Annotated in this window: 15 protein-coding genes; 5 read left to right on the forward strand and 10 right to left on the reverse strand. The window is 59.3% G+C overall.

From position 1 onward, the window contains the following. Window positions 1-48: 48 nt before the first annotated feature. Window positions 49-411 carry an oxidoreductase gene (locus HMPREF3169_RS04155; protein WP_062036543.1) on the forward strand — a complete coding sequence of 121 codons (363 nt, stop codon included), beginning with the start codon at window positions 49-51 and terminating at the stop codon, window positions 409-411. 86 nt (window positions 412-497) lie between these two features. Here HMPREF3169_RS04155 and HMPREF3169_RS04160 read toward each other — a convergent pair whose 3' ends face one another. Then, entirely contained in the window at window positions 498-869 is a 372-nt protein-coding gene (locus HMPREF3169_RS04160; protein WP_062036545.1) for a Rieske (2Fe-2S) protein, read from the reverse strand. Window positions 870-1,105: 236 nt separating this feature from the next. Beyond that, window positions 1,106-1,561: an SdpI family protein gene (locus HMPREF3169_RS04165; RefSeq protein WP_062036547.1), complete on the reverse strand. Its 456-nt coding sequence runs from the start codon at window positions 1,559-1,561 to the stop codon at window positions 1,106-1,108. 167 nt (window positions 1,562-1,728) lie between these two features. Between HMPREF3169_RS04165 and HMPREF3169_RS04170 the strand changes: the two genes are divergently transcribed. Beyond that, window positions 1,729-2,946 (forward strand): dicarboxylate/amino acid:cation symporter, encoded by a 1,218-nt coding sequence (locus tag HMPREF3169_RS04170; protein WP_062036549.1) that lies wholly within the window; start codon window positions 1,729-1,731, stop codon window positions 2,944-2,946. Window positions 2,947-3,064: 118 nt separating this feature from the next. Here HMPREF3169_RS04170 and trpA read toward each other — a convergent pair whose 3' ends face one another. From trpA to HMPREF3169_RS04200, 6 genes are read right to left on the reverse strand one after another with little or no spacing between them, the layout of a single operon-like run. Beyond that, on the reverse strand, window positions 3,065-3,883 hold the full coding sequence (gene trpA / locus HMPREF3169_RS04175; protein ID WP_070455774.1) for a tryptophan synthase subunit alpha: 819 nt from the start codon (window positions 3,881-3,883) through the stop codon (window positions 3,065-3,067). After that, a complete protein-coding gene (gene trpB / locus HMPREF3169_RS04180; protein WP_070455776.1) occupies window positions 3,883-5,097 on the reverse strand; it encodes a tryptophan synthase subunit beta in 1,215 nt (404 codons plus the stop codon). Before trpB ends, trpA begins: the two co-directional genes overlap by 1 nt. Window positions 5,098-5,134: 37 nt before the next feature. Then, entirely contained in the window at window positions 5,135-6,511 is a 1,377-nt protein-coding gene (gene trpCF, locus HMPREF3169_RS04185; protein ID WP_062036555.1) for a bifunctional indole-3-glycerol-phosphate synthase TrpC/phosphoribosylanthranilate isomerase TrpF, read from the reverse strand. Further along, on the reverse strand, window positions 6,504-7,526 hold the full coding sequence (gene trpD, locus HMPREF3169_RS04190; RefSeq protein ID WP_062036557.1) for an anthranilate phosphoribosyltransferase: 1,023 nt from the start codon (window positions 7,524-7,526) through the stop codon (window positions 6,504-6,506). Before trpD ends, trpCF begins: the two co-directional genes overlap by 8 nt. Next, complete coding sequence (locus HMPREF3169_RS04195; RefSeq protein WP_062036559.1) at window positions 7,527-8,177, reverse strand: anthranilate synthase component II; 651 nt, start codon at window positions 8,175-8,177, stop codon at window positions 7,527-7,529. Beyond that, window positions 8,174-9,709 carry an anthranilate synthase component 1 gene (locus tag HMPREF3169_RS04200; RefSeq protein WP_070455778.1) on the reverse strand — a complete coding sequence of 512 codons (1,536 nt, stop codon included), beginning with the start codon at window positions 9,707-9,709 and terminating at the stop codon, window positions 8,174-8,176. Before HMPREF3169_RS04200 ends, HMPREF3169_RS04195 begins: the two co-directional genes overlap by 4 nt. Before the next feature lie 295 nt (window positions 9,710-10,004). Here HMPREF3169_RS04200 and HMPREF3169_RS04205 point away from each other — a divergent pair, with 295 nt between their 5' ends. Continuing rightward, window positions 10,005-10,646 carry a hypothetical protein gene (locus HMPREF3169_RS04205; protein WP_062036563.1) on the forward strand — a complete coding sequence of 214 codons (642 nt, stop codon included), beginning with the start codon at window positions 10,005-10,007 and terminating at the stop codon, window positions 10,644-10,646. An 87-nt stretch (window positions 10,647-10,733) separates the two neighbouring features. On the opposite strand, the gene HMPREF3169_RS04210 is transcribed toward HMPREF3169_RS04205, so the two are convergent. Then, on the reverse strand, window positions 10,734-12,584 hold the full coding sequence (locus HMPREF3169_RS04210) for an FAD-dependent monooxygenase (RefSeq protein WP_062036565.1): 1,851 nt from the start codon (window positions 12,582-12,584) through the stop codon (window positions 10,734-10,736). A 156-nt stretch (window positions 12,585-12,740) separates the two neighbouring features. After that, on the reverse strand, window positions 12,741-14,102 hold the full coding sequence (locus HMPREF3169_RS04215; RefSeq protein ID WP_062036566.1) for an MFS transporter: 1,362 nt from the start codon (window positions 14,100-14,102) through the stop codon (window positions 12,741-12,743). A 124-nt stretch (window positions 14,103-14,226) separates the two neighbouring features. Between HMPREF3169_RS04215 and HMPREF3169_RS04220 the strand changes: the two genes are divergently transcribed. Both HMPREF3169_RS04220 and HMPREF3169_RS04225 read left to right on the forward strand, forming a co-directional pair. After that, window positions 14,227-15,705 carry a fumarylacetoacetate hydrolase family protein gene (locus HMPREF3169_RS04220; RefSeq protein WP_062036568.1) on the forward strand — a complete coding sequence of 493 codons (1,479 nt, stop codon included), beginning with the start codon at window positions 14,227-14,229 and terminating at the stop codon, window positions 15,703-15,705. Beyond that, window positions 15,702-16,373 carry a GntR family transcriptional regulator gene (locus HMPREF3169_RS04225; RefSeq protein ID WP_062036570.1) on the forward strand — a complete coding sequence of 224 codons (672 nt, stop codon included), beginning with the start codon at window positions 15,702-15,704 and terminating at the stop codon, window positions 16,371-16,373. The genes HMPREF3169_RS04220 and HMPREF3169_RS04225 overlap by 4 nt, the downstream gene beginning before the upstream one ends. The last annotated feature ends 26 nt before the right edge of the window (window positions 16,374-16,399 follow it).

Consider the following 16,399-nt stretch of genomic DNA (forward strand, 5'->3'; position numbering starts at 1 on the left):
GCTATTTACTCCGCTGACCTTGCGCGGCGTCGAGTTTCCCAACCGCGTGTGGATGCCGCCGATTGGATCTTTGATCGTCCAGCTTGGAATGTCGAGGAGACCGTCAGCCTTGCCGTGCAGCTGCGTGAACGTGGGGTCGACCTGATTGACGTATCTACCGGCGGCAACGCGCATGCCGATATTCCGGTTGGACCTGAATATCAGGTGGACTATGCCACTAAGGTCCGTGAAGCGGGCCTGCCGGTTTCGGCGGTTGGCCTCATTACTGAGCCGCAGCACGCCGAAGAAATTCTTGCTGCCGATCGAGCCGATGTCATTGAGGTTGGCCGTGCCGCATTAAAGGACCCCCTATTGGCCGCGACGCGCTGCCGAAGAACTCGGTTCACCGTTGGAGGCGCTCCCCTCCTATAGCCGCGCTCGGTGATTGCGTCTTAGTGTTTCGGCGTTATTAAGCAAAAGAGCGAGTGTTTCACGTGAAACACTCGCTGTTTTTGGTGTTAAGCCGAGACGTTCTTAACCTTGTCGCCTTCGGTCTCAACGCCGTACTCGGTCAGTGGCTTACTGCCCGGACCATCAATGACGGAACCGTCTTCCAAGTTGTAAGAAGTGAAATGTGTGGTGCAGGTTGCCGTCATCTCCTCGATCTGGGTGATTAGGCTGCCCTGGTGTGGGCAAGTCTGCGAGTATGCTTTAAACTCACCCTTCTTGGGTTGCGCGAAGATGACCTTGTCTACGATGATGGCCGAGCCGACCGGAACCTCGGTGGCTGCGATTTCTGCGCTTGGTTCCTTACCGCATGCGGCAAGGTAGGCGCCCGCGAAGGTGGTTGCGGAGCCAAGAAGGAAGATGCGACGTGAACACTGAGTCATGTGTCTACCCTATCGCATTCTTTTGGACATTCGGTCAAGTTTCCTTTCGACGGGTGAGGCCAAGTCTTGGAGTAAACAAATTCTTTACACTCCCCATTTTCGGCTGACATAAGTTGCCAATGTTAAAGTCACCTATGACGATAAGTCTTTAGACTATCTGATTTGTTAATTAACATCACTGTGTCTTTATGAAACGCCATGAAAATAGCCCCCGCGGCGCGAGGGCTGAAGGCTTGCTAGGCGCGATCTGCTTGCTCGGCTGCCTTGCGGAGCGCGCCGAGATCTACCTCGGGTTCGGTGGAGCCGCATCCATCGTCGCCACAGTTGCAGCTGTCGCCGCAGCCCTCTTCTGCCTTGTGGGCTTCATCCCACAGGAAGGCTGCGCGGGAACCCATGTTGGATCCGATGGACAGTGCCAGGATGGAAATAACAAAAGTCAGGGCCGGGATGGTCCACATCCAGCCGCGTGCGGAGATCGCCACGACTCCGCCGAAGAGCAAAGAGACACCAGCCAGCATCCAGAATGGGCCAGCGATTGCATGAGCATTGTCCCAAGCTTCCTTAGTCTTGCGGATCTCTACCAGGCGGAGGCCCACGACACTATTACCGGGGAGCTTACGCGCGGTGGCGAGGCCGCCCACGATGAGGAATATGGCGGCGAGGGTAAAGAAGATGATGGCTATCGCGAGCATGTCCCCTAGTTTATCCCTGAATTTGCCAGAAGAAAATCCAGCTCTTCGTGGGTTCGCGGCGATTTTACGATGAGTGTGAAAAGCCGCTCGTTTGGTAACATTCTGCTCGTGTTGTGCCAAAGAAAACAGTCGTCACACGCACCACATAACAATGAAAAGAAAGCTAAATGAACCTCAAGAGTATTACTGGCTCTTTGCTCTTTAAGATCGTCGCCGCGATCATATTGGGCATTGCTGCCAGCTTCATTCTGCCGGAATGGGCCGCGCGCATCTTCGCCACGTTCAATGGGCTCTTCGGAAATTTCCTGGGCTTTTTCATCCCAGTTCTGATTTTCGCCCTCGTGGCGCCTGCGATTGCGGGGCTTGGTCGCGGCGCCGGCAAGTGGCTCGGAATGACGGTCGCACTCGCGTATGGCTCCACAATTCTCGCGGGCTTCATTGCCTATGGATTGTCAGTCGCGCTTTATCCAACGATGCTTGCGGGCCAGAACATCGATACCAACGTGTCCGATATTGAGGAAGGCGCGCTGCAGCCCTACTTCACCGTGGATATGCCGCCGCCATTTGAAGTAATGTCGGCGTTGCTTTTGTCCTTCTGTATCGGCGTCGCGATGACTGCGGTGAAATCCGACACTCTCTACGCGGTGACCAAAGAGCTGGAAGCCGTCGTAGTCAAGATCATCTGGGGATTCGTCGTTCCGCTTCTGCCGATCTACATCTTCGGCATGTTCTTGTCGCTGGGAATGAATGGCAATCTTGGCGACGTCCTCGTTGCCTTCTCGAAGGTGCTTATCCTCGCCGTCGTCATGACCATCGTGTACCTCCTCTTCCAGTACCTGGTCGCTGGTGCAATCGCGCGGAAGAATCCCTTCGTCGCGCTAAAGAATATGGCACCGGCCTATTTCACCGCGCTGGGTACCTCATCCTCGGCTGCCACGATTCCGGTCTCCCTAGAGTCCGCGCTCAAGAATGGCATCTCCCGTCCGGTGGCTGGTTTCGTCATTCCGCTCGGTGCAACCATCCACATCTCGGGCTCGATGATCAAGCTGACCCTGTACGCTTTCGCCATCGTCACGATGACGGGCATGGATGTTTCCTTTGGCGAGGCGGCAGGGTTCATCTTTCTTCTGGCCATCATGATGGTTGCTGCGCCTGGCGTCCCAGGCGGTGCGGTGATGGTTGCGGTGGGTCTTCTGCAGGCAAACATGGGCTTCGATGATTCCCTCGTGGCGCTTATGATTGCGGCATACATTGCCATCGACTCTGTCGGAACCGCAGCGAATGTCACGGGCGACGGTGCAATCGCGATGATTGTGGATCGCTTCGCGCGCGGCGAAATTGAGGGCCTTGACGAGCAATCCGCTTCCCCAGCCGAACAACAGTAAGAGTTGGTTTTATAGGCGCTTAATCCAAAACTAGGGCCCGAGGATAGTTCAGGTGAGAACTTTCCCTCGGGTCCTTTTCGTTTTGCTTACGTTCTAAGAACCTAGCTACGTTGCGCTGTTACCGCTTGGTTGCGGCCTTCATGGATGCGACGAAGTCGGTGATGTCTTGCTTAAGGGCATCGATATCAATGTCGGTTTCACGTGAAACGTGCTTCTCAATGATCTTGGTGATTGCGGAGCCGGTGATAGCGCCCGCTGCGCCGGCAGCGATGGCATCGGCAACGTGTTCTGGGGTGGAGATGCCGAAGCCGAGGAGAACCGGAGCGCCTTCGAAGCGCTTTACGTTGGCAACCACCTCGTCGAGGCCGCGGGTCTCCGAGGCTTTCTCCGTACCAGTCACGCCGTCGCGGGAGATGGCATAAATGTAACCCTTGGAGTACTTAGCCACGCCTGCCAAGGTCTTCTCGCTCGCCTGTGCCGGGGCGATGAAGATTGGGTCGACACCAGCCTTTTCCGCGGCCGCGACGAATGGGGCGCCTTCGCGCACCGGGACGTCGGGAAGCAGGATGCTATCTGCACCCGCATCGCGGAACTCCTGATAGAAGTTCTCGATGCCGCGGGTGAATGGGACGTTGCCGTAGATCAGCATGCCGATGGGAAGCTTCGGAAACTCGGAGCGAATCTGCTTGATCTGCTCAATTGCGGCATCGACGGTCGCGCCGTTGGCCAGCGCGCGGATGTGCGAGGCCTGAATCGTCGGGCCATCGGCAACTGGGTCAGAGAAAGGAACGCCCAACTCGAGGGCGTCGGCACCGCCGGCGACGGCCGCGCGGACGATCTCCAGAGCTACTTCCGGAGAGGGATCGCTCAGCATGATGAAAGGAACGAATGCTCCCTCGTCCTTGAGGGTGGCAAACAGGGTGTCGTAGCGGCTCATTAGTTTTCCTCCTTGAGGCGCAGCTGTGGGTTCTGCTCGAGGGTGCGACGGACATGGTCGATGTCTTTATCGCCGCGGCCAGAAAGTGATACGAGGATGGTGATGTCTTCTTCTTTACGCTTCAACGCATAGGCGAGGGCGTGGGAAGATTCGAGGGCCGGGATGATGCCCTCCTTCTTGCTCAGTAGCTGAAAGGCTTCGAGTGCCTCGGCATCGGTGATGCCGACGTACTTAGCGCGGCCGGTCTTAGACAGGTGTGCGTGTTGTGGGCCGACACCCGGGTAATCCAGGCCGGCGGAGATGGAGTAAGACTCCTCTACTTGGCCGTCAGCATTGCGCATCAGATAGGAGCGCGCGCCGTGGAGGATGCCCACCGTTCCGTTGTTGATGGTGGCACCGTGCTTACCGGAGTCGAGGCCCTCGCCTCCTGGCTCAGCGCCAACTAACTCGACTCCCTCGTCCTCGATGAAATCGGCGAACATGCCGATGGCGTTGGAGCCGCCGCCGACACAGGCGACGACGAGGTCCGGCAGTTCGCCGGTTTGTTCAATCATCTGCGCCTTTGCCTCTTCGGAAATCACCTTGTGGAACTCGCGCACGATGGTTGGGAACGGGTGTGGGCCGGCGGCAGTACCGAGGAGATAGTGGGACTCGTGGAAGGTTGCGGTCCAATCACGCAGTGCTTCGTTAACGGCGTCCTTGAGGGTGCCGGAACCGGTGTCGACTGGGACGACTTTGGCGCCCATGAGTTCCATGCGGTAGACGTTGGGCTGCTGGCGCTCGACATCCTTGGCTCCCATGTAGACCACGCACTCAAGGTCGAGCAGCGCGCAAGCCAGTGCGGTGGCGGTGCCATGCTGGCCGGCGCCGGTCTCTGCGATGATGCGGGTCTTGCCCATGCGCTTGGCCAGCAGAGCTTGGCCGATTACTTGGTTCGTCTTGTGTGCACCACCGTGCACCAAGTCCTCACGTTTGAGGAAGATGCGGGCCTTGCCGCCTAGCTTGGTTGCCTCAGTCAGCGGAGTCGGGCGGCCGAGGTAATCCTTCAGGTAGCCGGCGAGATCCTCACGGAAGGAGGGATCGTTCTGGGCATCTACGAAGGCTTGCTCAAGCTGATCGAGAGCTGGGATGAGGGATTCTGGCACGAATTGCCCGCCGAATTCACCGAAGTAGGCTGGGAGCAAGGTTTCCCTGGTTTCTTGTGTTTCAGTCATGTTCTTTCCTGTGTTGGGGTGTTGTGAAGAAGTCAATTTAAGGATTTGTGTAGTTGCGGATGGTTTGGAAGGCGCGGGCGATAAGGCCAGAGTCCTTGCCGCGGGAGGTCTCCAATCCGGAGTTGAGGTCGAGGCCGGCGGTGCCGACGGCGAGCGCTTCTTTCAGATTTTCGAGGTTGAGTCCCCCAGCGAGGAGGGCCGGGACATCACGTGGAACCGTGGACCAATCGAAGGTCTGCCCCGTGCCGCCGCGGCCGGTGTCGAGGATGAGGAGATCCGCGTCTTCGGCAAGCGCCCGTGCCAAGTCCGGGGCATCCGGCGCCGTCATGTCGATGGCACGCCAGACAAAGTTCGAATGCTTGCGGGCCTCCGCGATGAGAGCGCGCTCGGCCTCGACGCTCCCCTGATATGGGGCATGCAACTGGATTGCCTGGATGCCGTCGAATGCAATCTTCGCGAAGTTGGACGTGCGGCGAGAGACGGCGATGTAACGCAGCCCCGGCTCGTGGCTGATGATCTGTTCCGCAGTTTCACGTGAAACATTGCGCGGAGAGTCCTCCTCGAAGATGAGTCCACCGTAGATGGCACCGGCCGCGCGGGCTGCCTGTGCCGCGGAAGGAGTACTGAGTCCGCAGACCTTGTTGTCGCCGTAGACGAGGCGGCGCGCGGCTAGGTCAATGTCCGGCTGGCTCGTCAGTTGAGAGCCGACGAGGAAAGCGTTGGCGTGGCCGCCGATGCGGCGCACCGTCTGGTTATCGCGGATGCCTGACTCGGAGACAATGATCTTGCCTTGCGGAACATATTCCGCGAGCTTTTCCGAACGCGTCAGGTCGATGCTCAGATCGTGGAGGTTCCGATTATTGATGCCGATGATGTCGACGCCGAAGGCGACGGCGCGGTCGACCTCCTCCTTGGTAATCGCCTCCGTCAGTACGTCCAGTCCTAAGGAATCGGCGAGCGTCTTCAGCTCCGCGTAGGTCTCGTCGTCGACGATGGACATCATTAACAAGATGGCGTCGGCGCCGTAGTAGCGTGCGGCATAAACTTGAATCGGGTCGACGATGAAGTCCTTGCACAGCACCGGCAGATGTGTGGACATCGCGACGGTCTGCAGATGATCATAATCGCCGCCGAACTTATCGGGCTCGCACAGTACCGAAATTGCCGAGGCATAGCGGGAGTAGATGCGCGCGATGGCACCCGGCTCGTAGTGCTCGCGAATAAGGCCGAGTGAAGGCGAAGAAGACTTGCACTCCATGATGAAACGATTGGTGCCATTCAGGGCGTCGTAAAGCGAATGCTCCGACTTCGGCAGGTTCGCCAGATCCACGTGGGCGATGCGCTCACGGATCTCCGCGAGGTGGGTGCGACGCCCCGCGACGATCCCCTCCAGCACCGTTGGCAGCTTAGGCATAGTTCGCCTCCTCGTGGGTGCGCAACCAATCGGCCACCTGGCCGGAGTCGATGATTTCCTTCGCGTGGGCGACGCCCTCGGCGATGGTTGCGGTTTTGCCGTAGAGATAGAACATCGCACCCGCCGCGGCGACGATGGCATCGCGGTGTGCGGGCTTGCCCTCCCCCGCGAAGACGTCGCGAAGCAGCTGCGCATTCTCCGCGCCGTCACCGCCGACGAGGTCCGCGAGCTCGTGGCGTTCAATGCCGAGGCTTTCTGGCGTGACGTCATATTCGGTGATCTCGCCATCCTTTAGCTCCCACACGTGGGTGGTGCCGTGGACAGCAATCTCATCGGTGCCCGCACCGTGGACCACTAACGCGCGAGTGCGGCCTAGCTCCTTGAAGACTTCCGCGATGAGGCGTCCCTGCGCGGGTTTGGCGATGCCCATGATCTGAAACTCCGGGCGACCCGGGGAAAGCAGTGGACCGAGGGTGTTGAAGATGGTGGAGATGCCGAGTGTTTTGCGCACCGGCTGCACGTGTGCCACCGCCGGGTTATAGGCCGGGGCGAAGAGTAAGGTGAAGTTGGACTCCTCAAATTGGCGCACGGCGCGCTCTGGATTGAGGTCTAGCGGAATGTTCAGTGCCTCAAGGACGTCGGCCGAGCCCGACTTGGAAGAAACCGAGCGGTTGCCGTGTTTAATCATCTTCACCCCATCGGAGGCTGCGACTAGCGACGCCGCGGTGGTGATGTTGATGGTATTCGCACCGTCACCACCAGTGCCCGCGGTGTCCATCAGGCCCTCGCCGGTGATCGGGAAAGGACGGCCGGCCTTCAGGAAGGCATGGGCGGCACCGGCGACGTCGGCAAGCGTCTCGCCCCTGGTGCGGATGTGGATGAGCAAAGCGGCGATGTGAATGTCGTCGTACTCGCCGACGGTCAGCGAAGTAAAGACCTTCCCGGCCTGTTCGAGGGTGGGTTCGGCGGTGTTCAAGTACTCCTGGAGGAGCTTCAGTGCGTTCTCGTCTTCCATTTAGTTGGCCTTTCCAAATATGTACTTCGCGGACAAATACTCGATGCAGCGTTCCAGCATGATGGGCCCGGTGGGACTAAGTACGGACTCTGGGTGGAATTGGACCCCAAAGGCCATCTGGTCCTCGGTCTCGGCCGCCATGACGACGTCTCCGATGGCGGTCTCGGTGGTAGCCAGCGCCCGCATTTCTGTAGGGATTTTCTTGCAGCCCAGGGAGTGATAGCGCGCCACTGGGACTTGGGTGCCGACGTAATCCGGATTGTCCGGCTCGGAGTCGACGGCGAGCCCGGTGAAGATGGGATGTTTCGCGCCAGCTTTAGTGAGGGTCATCCGGACCGACTTGCCGTGAACCGGGCCGCAGGGCTCGACGGTGCCGCCGTGGTGATCCAGCAGCGCTTGGAAGCCGAGGCAGATGCCAAACAACGGGATCTTCCCCAGCACGCTATCGATGAGTTCCGCCATGCAGCCGGCCTCGCGCGGGTGGCCCGGGCCTGGGGAGAGACAGACGATGTCGGGTTCCGCAGCCAGGATTTCTTCAACCGAGACGGTATTGCGGAAGATGGTCGTGCGGTAGCCGGCGAGTGCGTCGACCAAGTTGTAGACGAAGGAATCGTGGTTATCGATGAGCACCACGTGCGGGGAATGAGTCACCGGACAACCTCCAGTTTTGCGTTATGAGCGAGTGCGATGGCGTGCAGCACGGCATAGGCCTTGTGCAAGGTTTCATCGGCTTCGGCCTGCGGCACGGAATCGCGGACAACGCCGGCGCCAGCCTGAACCACCGCTACCCCGCCTTTCACGTAGGCGGAGCGGATGACGATGCAGTTATCCATGGAGCCATCGCCCTTCAGGTATCCCACTGCCCCGCCGTAGGAACCGCGGCGCGTTTTCTCGGTTTCGCGGATGAGTTCCATCGCGCGAAGCTTCGGGGCGCCGGTGAGAGTGCCCATGTTCATGCATGCGCGATAGGCGTCGAGGGCGTCGTAGTCCTCGTGGAGGGTGGCGGTTACACGTGAAACCAAGTGCATCACGCGGGAGTAGCGATCCACCTGGAGGAGCTCGGCGACCTTGCGGGTCTGTGGGACGGCCACGCGCGCGAGATCGTTGCGGGCCAGATCCACGAGCATCGTGTGCTCGGCAACTTCCTTGTTATCCGTGCGCATTTCGAGCTCATTGCGGATGTCGAGTTCGTGGTTGATGCTGCCATCCTTGTTGAGCCCGCGCGGCCGAGTGCCGGCGATGGGATAAAGCTGAACCTCACGGCTGGCGGCGTCGAACTTTAGGTTGGATTCTGGTGAGGCGCCGAAAAGTTCGTAGTCCGCGCCGCGCACGTAGAACATATATGGCGAAGGGTTCGTCTCGCGCAGTTGGCGGTAGGCGGCGAAGGCGTCGGGGCAATCGAGGGAAAATGCGCGGGATGGCACCACTTGGTAGATGTCCCCCGCAGTCACGTTATTTTGTAACTGTGACACAATTGCGCGGAACTTGGAGTTGGGCATCGAAGCTTCCGCAACGAGGCGATCTCGGTCCGGCGCGGGTTCTATCGCTTGCGGCTCGATGGATGCGAGCTCTGCCAAGCTTGCCGACGCCGCGTCCTCACTCAGATCGACCGCATGCAACGCGGCGGTCTCTGCGGCGTGGTCGATGGTGAGGAGAGTCTGTGCGACGACGAACTCATAATCCGGATAATCGTTCGGCCCCTCCCCTACGGCCGGGAGCTTCTCGAAGGTCTCGAGATAGTCATAAGCAAAGCCGCCTCCGACGAATGGAAGGGCGCCATCCGGCGTGGAGTATCCGGCATCTAATTGAAGGGCACGAAGTACGGCGGCGGTCGAAACGTCGCGGAGGCGCTCGCGCTCGTCGCTCTTCGCGGAAAGGCTAAAGACGAACGCCTCGCCATCGAAGTACTCGCCAAGCTGATCCTTGAGGCGCTCCATCATTGCCTCGCCCACTTTAGTTAGTGGCGTGGCTGTGACACGCTGTCCCCGGCAGGTAACTTTCAGTGCGGCCTGGAGAATTGCGATGCAATTGAGGTTCTTTTTCGACTCGATGTCGGCGGCTTCAAGGAGGAGGCTATCCTTCGGCTGCGCGAGCCGTTGGAAAAGCAGGGATGCATCCTGCTCATAAGGTATCGCTCGGGAGGCGGTATGGAAGACCGTTCCGGAGGTAGGGGTTGGTGGCATTCGTGGTGGCCTTTCGCGGCTAAATGTTGTCTGTAGCTTTTAAAGTTTTGAAGCTTTAGATTCGCGCCGCGTGCGCCGTGGTGGTTATAAAACCACGAAAGGCCCGCATAGCGCGAGCCTAAATCTTCTGGGTTCGAGTGAACCGGCCCGCAGTTACGCGAGCCACCACCAGTTCTGGGATTTATTGGTCAGAAGTTGCATGAGACACACCTTAGCATGAGTGTGTGCTACGTGTGTGGTTTCGAGCACATTTTATGCACGAACAAAATGAATGCTCCGATGTACGGTTGCGACCATGGGCACACTTGAATCCAAACTCGCACCACTTCAGGAACAGTACTCGGAACAACTAGCCAAGCGCCGTGAGGAAGCGGCCGAGACCTTCAAGCGTTTCATGGAAGTTCACGGCGACGATGAGAAGCTGAAGAAGCACAAGACATGGCAAGCGCCATATGTCGACGCCTTCGCCCATGAGGTCGCTCCGAAGCTCAGTGTCGATGAGGTTGAGCTCGTGCTCGGCCAATCGCTGGTGGAATACCACGGCAGCGATTGGCTCGTGGTTGGAGAGGACGATGGCGAGCCAGTCCTCGCTATCTTCGATCCGGGCCGCCGTAGCGCTGCCGTTCCCCGCAACTACGCCCGCGAAATCGTGGAAGGAAATTGTCCCAAGTTCTTCGGCCTCGACTGGGTCCAGGTCTGGGACTTTGAGCCGGATGCTCCGGAATATGCTCCGGGCAAGCCCATAGCGGTGATGGAACAAATCGTATTGAGTGCCGCTTTCTATCGCGCGTTGAAGCACCCAGAAGAATCTTCTAGCGAGGTCTTGGATAAGGTCCTTCCAGAATTTGAAGCTGCCGATCTCCGCGAGAAGGGAGCGGAGCTGAACCGCCAGCCGCTCGCGGAGCGTCTGGAAGCGCTCCTGGCTAAGCACTCCTAGGCGCTGCTAACGCTTAACGCCCCGCGTAGTGTTTCACGTGAAACACTACGCGGGGCGTTGTTTGTGGCTACTATTTAGAGCTGTTGCTTACTTGGTTGGCAACAGCGCCTTGTTGAAGTAAGCCTCGACAGCCGCGGCGTCGTCAAGCGGCAGGACCGCGCCGACGTATTGGTCTGGGCGGACGATGATAACGGCGCCGTCGCGGGAGATTCCGCGGGCCTGGAAGATGTCGCGCTCTTCGGGCAGGGCGTTGAATACGTTCTCCCAATTGGGGATATGGAACTTGCCGTTGAACGGGCGGAAGAGACGCGGGGCGTCCAAGATCTCGTAATCGTGGTGGTTGGTCTGCTGGTAGATGGCCTTGACGTCGAAGTAGGTGTTCTCGTCGGCGTCAGCGGGAGTGAACTTGGCCAGAACCTCTTTCATCCGCTCGGCCCAGGCGCTGAACTTGGATTCCTCGCCGGCCTTCGGGGCGTCGGCAAAAGCGTAGATGCGGTAGCGGCCGTCTGCGAAGTGCTGGTGGCCCAGGTGCTGCTGAACTGCGTCGCAGCGGCGGAGAACCTCAAAGGACTTAAAACGCTTGCCCACCGGGAAGCCAGTGGCCAGTTCTTGATGCTGGGTGTCGCCGACGATGATGTTCTCCTCGTACTGGGTCATCATGCCGGCGGCGAATTCCTCGGCGGCGACGTAGTACTTCTCCACCGCGCATGGATCCTCGAGTTCCTCCGGCGGGGTGGCCATAAGGGTGGACCATTCCTTATCGAAGTTGATGAGGTTCTGTGCGGCTGGCTGGCGCTCGCCATGGTAGGTGCTCAGCAGCTCCTCCGGCGCGCGGCCATCCAAGACGTGACCAAGCTTCCAGCCGATGTTGAAACCATCCTGCATGGAAACGTTCATACCCTGGCCCGCCTTCGCGGAGTGGGTGTGGCAAGCATCGCCGGTGAGGAAGACGCGCGGGGAATCGTTGTTGTCATCAAAGGCATCGACTAGGCGGTGGCCTACTTCGTAGACGGAGTGCCAAGCCACCATCTTCACATCGATGAAGTAAGGAGAGTAGATCTCGTTGGCCTTCTCAATGATCTTCTCGATTGGCGTCTCGCGGATCTTGCCGTTGTCACCTTCTGGGACGACGCCCAAGTCGACGTAGATGCGGCAGAGGTAGCCGCCCTCGCGCGGGATGTGGAGGATCGAGCCAGCCTTGGAGTGGATGGCACACTTGGTGCGCCAATCTGGGAAGTCGGTATCGACCACGACGTCCATGACACCCCACGCGTGGTTGGCCTGATCGCCGTTTAAGCAACGGCCAATAGACTTGCGCACGCGGGACTTGGCGCCGTCCGAGCCAACGACGTACTTGGCGTGGACCGTGCGGGGATTGCCGTTCTCATCTTCGAGCTTGACGGCAACGGGGTATTCGCCCTCCCCTACCTCGAGCTCGATGAACTTCCAGCCATAGTCCGGTTCGATGCGGCCCGGGGCGCGGTGGGCAAAGCGGGCGAAGTAATCCAGAACGCGGGCCTGGTTGACGATGAGGTGTGGGAACTCGGAGATGCCACCCTCGTCATCGACGGGGCGGGCGCCGCGGATAATGTGCTCGCGGTTTTCTGGATCCGGGTTCCAGAAGGACATCTCGGTGATCTCGTAGGCTTCTTCGGTGATTTCCTTGGCAAAGCCGAAAGCCTGGAAAGTCTCCACGGAACGGGACTGGATGCCGTCTGCCTGGCCCAGGATGAGGCGGTGCGGGCGGCGCTCGATGATGCGAGTGTTGACGCTCGGGAACATTGCCAGCTGTGCAGCCGTGATCATGCCCGCCGGCCCGGAGCCTACGATGAGGACGTCCATGGTGTCTGGCAGTTCGCTGGCGCGGTCGACGCCGTAACCTGCGGGCTCGAGGACGCGGGGGTCTTGGGAAACATAACCATTGTGGTGGAACTGCACTGTGATCTCCTTGTTGGCCAAGATGAAGTGGATGGGATGCAGGTGACTTAACTCAATGCATTTAGGGAGTGTGATCTAAGTCCTATGTGCGGAATCATATATGATGCCGCAGTTTTCTACAATGAGCATTCAGATTTGCGTGGAAACGCTGGGGATTTACTTGCTGAAGATGAAGTGCCCGCGCGCTTGCGCGGCTTCGTGCTCTGGGCCAAGAGGGATTCCCTTGCGCTCACGGAGGATGAAGGTGCACACGAGGCCAACCAGCGAAGCCGTGACTAGATAGCCGGATACCGCGAAGGTGGTGCCCGTTGCTTCGACCAGGGAAGCCGCAATCATCGGGGCGAAAGCTCCGCCTAGGACCGAGCCGAGGGCGTAGGTGATGGAAACGCCCGTGGCGCGAATGGATGCCGGGAAAAGCTCGGCATACATGGCGGACTGGGCGCCGTAGGTCAGGCCCAGGCCAAAGGTTAGCGAGGTCAGTGCCAGATAGAGCAGCTTGAGATCGCCAGTGTTGACCAGAGGGAAAAGCGCTGCGGCGCCGAGCGTCTGAGCGATAAAGCCGATGAGATAAGTCGCGCGGCGACCAATTCGATCGGAGATGGCACCGGCAAACAACGTAAAAAGTGCCCAGGTAAACGCGGAAAGCGTGACGGCATTCAGGACGTCGCCGCGCGCGAGCGCAACCGGACCGTCCGGGTCGGTCGCGTACTTCTGGATGTAGCCGCCCGTGGTCATGTAGCCCACGGTGCCATTGCCTGCGAAAACCAGTGCTGCGGTGAAGACTAGTGGGAAAAACTTCTTGAACAGAACGGCGAAAGGATGTGGCGTTTCTTCCTCTTGGCGCTCGGCGATTTCCTCGAAGACTGGGGATTCGTCAACGCCCATGCGGATTAGGTAACCCACCAAAACCAGAACGAAGGAAAGCAGGAACGGTACACGCCAACCCCAGGCCATGAAGGCGTCGCCAGGCGCGATGGTGTTCATGATTGAAAGAACTCCGGAAGAAAGCAGCAGGCCAGCCGGCACGCCCACCTGGGGTCCGGCGCCATAGAGCCCGCGCTTATCGACGGGTGCGTGCTCCACCGCCATCAGCACCGCACTGCCCCACTCGCCGCCTGCGGAAATTCCTTGGATGATGCGCAGGGCAATGAGCAGGATCGGCGCCCAAACGCCAGCGCTATCGAAGGTGGGCAGGACGCCGATTAGCGTGGTGGCGCCGCCCATGGCAAAGAGGGTGACCATGAGAACCACGCGACGGCCAAGGCGGTCGGCGAAGTGGCCGGCGAGGAAAGCGCCGATTGGGCGGAAGAGGAAGGAAAGGCCAACCGTAAGGAAGGAGATGATGGTGGCCAGGCCGCCTTCCAGCGGGCCGAACATGAGCTTGTTGAATACGAGGCCAGCTACTGCGGCGTAGAGGAAGTAGTCGTACCACTCGATGGCGGTACCGATGGTGGTCGCGGCGACAACACGGCGGCGTTCGGCCGTCGTGATTGTCGGGGCGGCAGTTGCTTGCGACATGTTTTCCCTTTCTAGTTGTGGCTTGTCGTATACCTAACCACTTATTGTGAGTTGAACCACTTGCGGCGTTGGTAGGGATAATATACGATTTGGGCAAACATTTGAGAGAAAAGAAGGATTTTTCATGGCTGTACCCCAATTTCTGCCTGAGAAACCGGGCAAGATTATTGCCGTGCACGTGGCTTTTGAGTCCCGTGCCGCTCAACGTGGTCGCTGGCCCAAGACCCCGAGTTACTTCCTGAAGGCGACCAGTACCCTGGCGGAATCCGGCGGCGTCGTCGAGCGTCCGGCGGGCACTGAGCTGTTGGCGTTTGAGGGCGAGATTGCGCTCATCATTGGCAAGCCGGCTCGCAATGTCACCTTGGATGAGGCTTGGGGTCATGTTGCCTATGTAACTGCGTCCAATGACCTGGGGCTTTATGATTATCGCGCGCAGGATAAGGGATCTAATACCCGTTCCAAGTCCCGCGATGGTTATACGCCGATTGGGCCCATGCTTATCGACGCCCAGAAGATCGACCCCGCCTCGTTGCGCCTGCGCACCTGGGTTAATGGCGAGCTGGCGCAGGAGGGTACCTCGTCTGAGAAGGACCTCATCTTCCCTCTCGCGCAATTTGTCGCGGACCTCTCCCAGCACATGACTCTGGAGACTGGCGATATCATCCTGACGGGCACCCCGGCGGGCTCCACCGTGATCAAGCCCGGCGATGTCGTCGAGGTCGAGGTTGACGTACCGGGTGGCGAGACCTCCGGACGTCTTAAGACGGCAGTCGTAGAAATCCCGGCTTCCTTCGATTCAGCTCTGGGCAACCTGCCGAATGTTGATGACAAGCAGCGCGAGGATGCCTACGGCGACCGTGAGTCCGCTGGGCTTCCGCCGCTTCCCTCTTCCTCCTCTTCCGAACTTTCCGCGGAATTGAAACGGAAATTGGAGGAGGCGCCCACCGCCGGACTTTCGGCACAGTTACGAAATCGCGGCATCAACCAATCCGTTATCGAAGGCGTCTATCCACAGACTCCGGGCACCAAAATGGTGGGCGTCGCCCGCACCCTGCGCTTCGTTGCCGGGCGCGAAGATCTCTTCAAGAGCCACGGCGGCGGCTTCAACGAGCAGAAGAAAGTCTTCGACACCGTAAAGGAAGGCGAAGTAATCGTTATCGAGGCTCGCCAAGAGCCGGGGTCTGGCACCTTGGGCGACATCCTTGCACTGCGCGCGAAGACCCGCGGCGCGGCCGGTGTTGTCACTGATGGTGGTGTGCGCGACTACGAGGCGGTCCGTGAGATCGGCCTGCCCGTCTTCACCCAAGGCGCACACCCATGCGTGCTCGGCCGCAAGCACGTTCCGTGGGATAGCGACATTGCTGTTTCCTGTGGCAACGCCACCGTTATCCCGGGAGACATCATCGTCGGCGATGACGACGGCGTCATCGTCATCCCGCGCGAGCTGGCTGAGGAGGTAGCAGACGCTGCGCTTGCCAAGGAGCACGAGGATGAGTGGGTGGCCGAGCAGGTCAAGGCCGGTGCAAGCCTCGACGGCATGTTCCCGCCAAAGGGCGCCAACAAGGAGGCCTACCTCGCCTTCAAGAATGGGGGTGGTCAATGAGCCTCGCGGAGAGCAAATCCCAACAGGCCTATAACTGGATAAGCCAGCAGATCCGCACCCGCGGATACGAGCCAGGCCACCGCTTGGTTCTTACAACAATTGCAGAAGAACTCGATGTCAGCGTCGTGCCGGTGCGCGAGGCCATCAGGCAGCTCGAAGCCGAAGGGCTGGTTACCTACGAACGCAATGTGGGCGCGCGAGTAACCACCCACAACCGCGAGGCCTACTACGAATCCATGGAGATCGTGGCCACACTCGAGGCCCGGGCAACCGCCCAGTCCGCTCCCTTCCTCGAAGCCGCGGACGTCGCCAAGGCGCGAGAGCTTAATCAGCAGATGCGCGAGCTTGTTGTCACCCACGACCCAGACGAGTTCACCAAGCTCAACAAAGAATTTCATAGCGTGCTCTTTGCCAAGTGTCCCAACGAAAGGCTTGTAAAGCTGGTTTACGAGCAATGGGACCAACTGGAATATCACCGCGTTTCGACCTTCCGCTACATCCCGGAGCGGGCGTTGGACTCGGTGGAAGAACACGAAAAGCTAATCACCCTCATTGAGATCGGCGCCGAGGAAGCATACGTGGAAAAGGTTGCACGGGAACACCGCTTGCAAACCTCCCGGAGCTATCGGGCAAAAAACGCCGAAACAGACACTGCAAACGCAACCTAGATACCCAGACTTAAAGGAGAACCCTA

Source organism: Corynebacterium sp. HMSC08C04 (assembly GCF_001807495.1).
In the GTDB taxonomy this organism is placed as follows: Bacteria; Actinomycetota; Actinomycetes; order Mycobacteriales; family Mycobacteriaceae; genus Corynebacterium; species Corynebacterium simulans.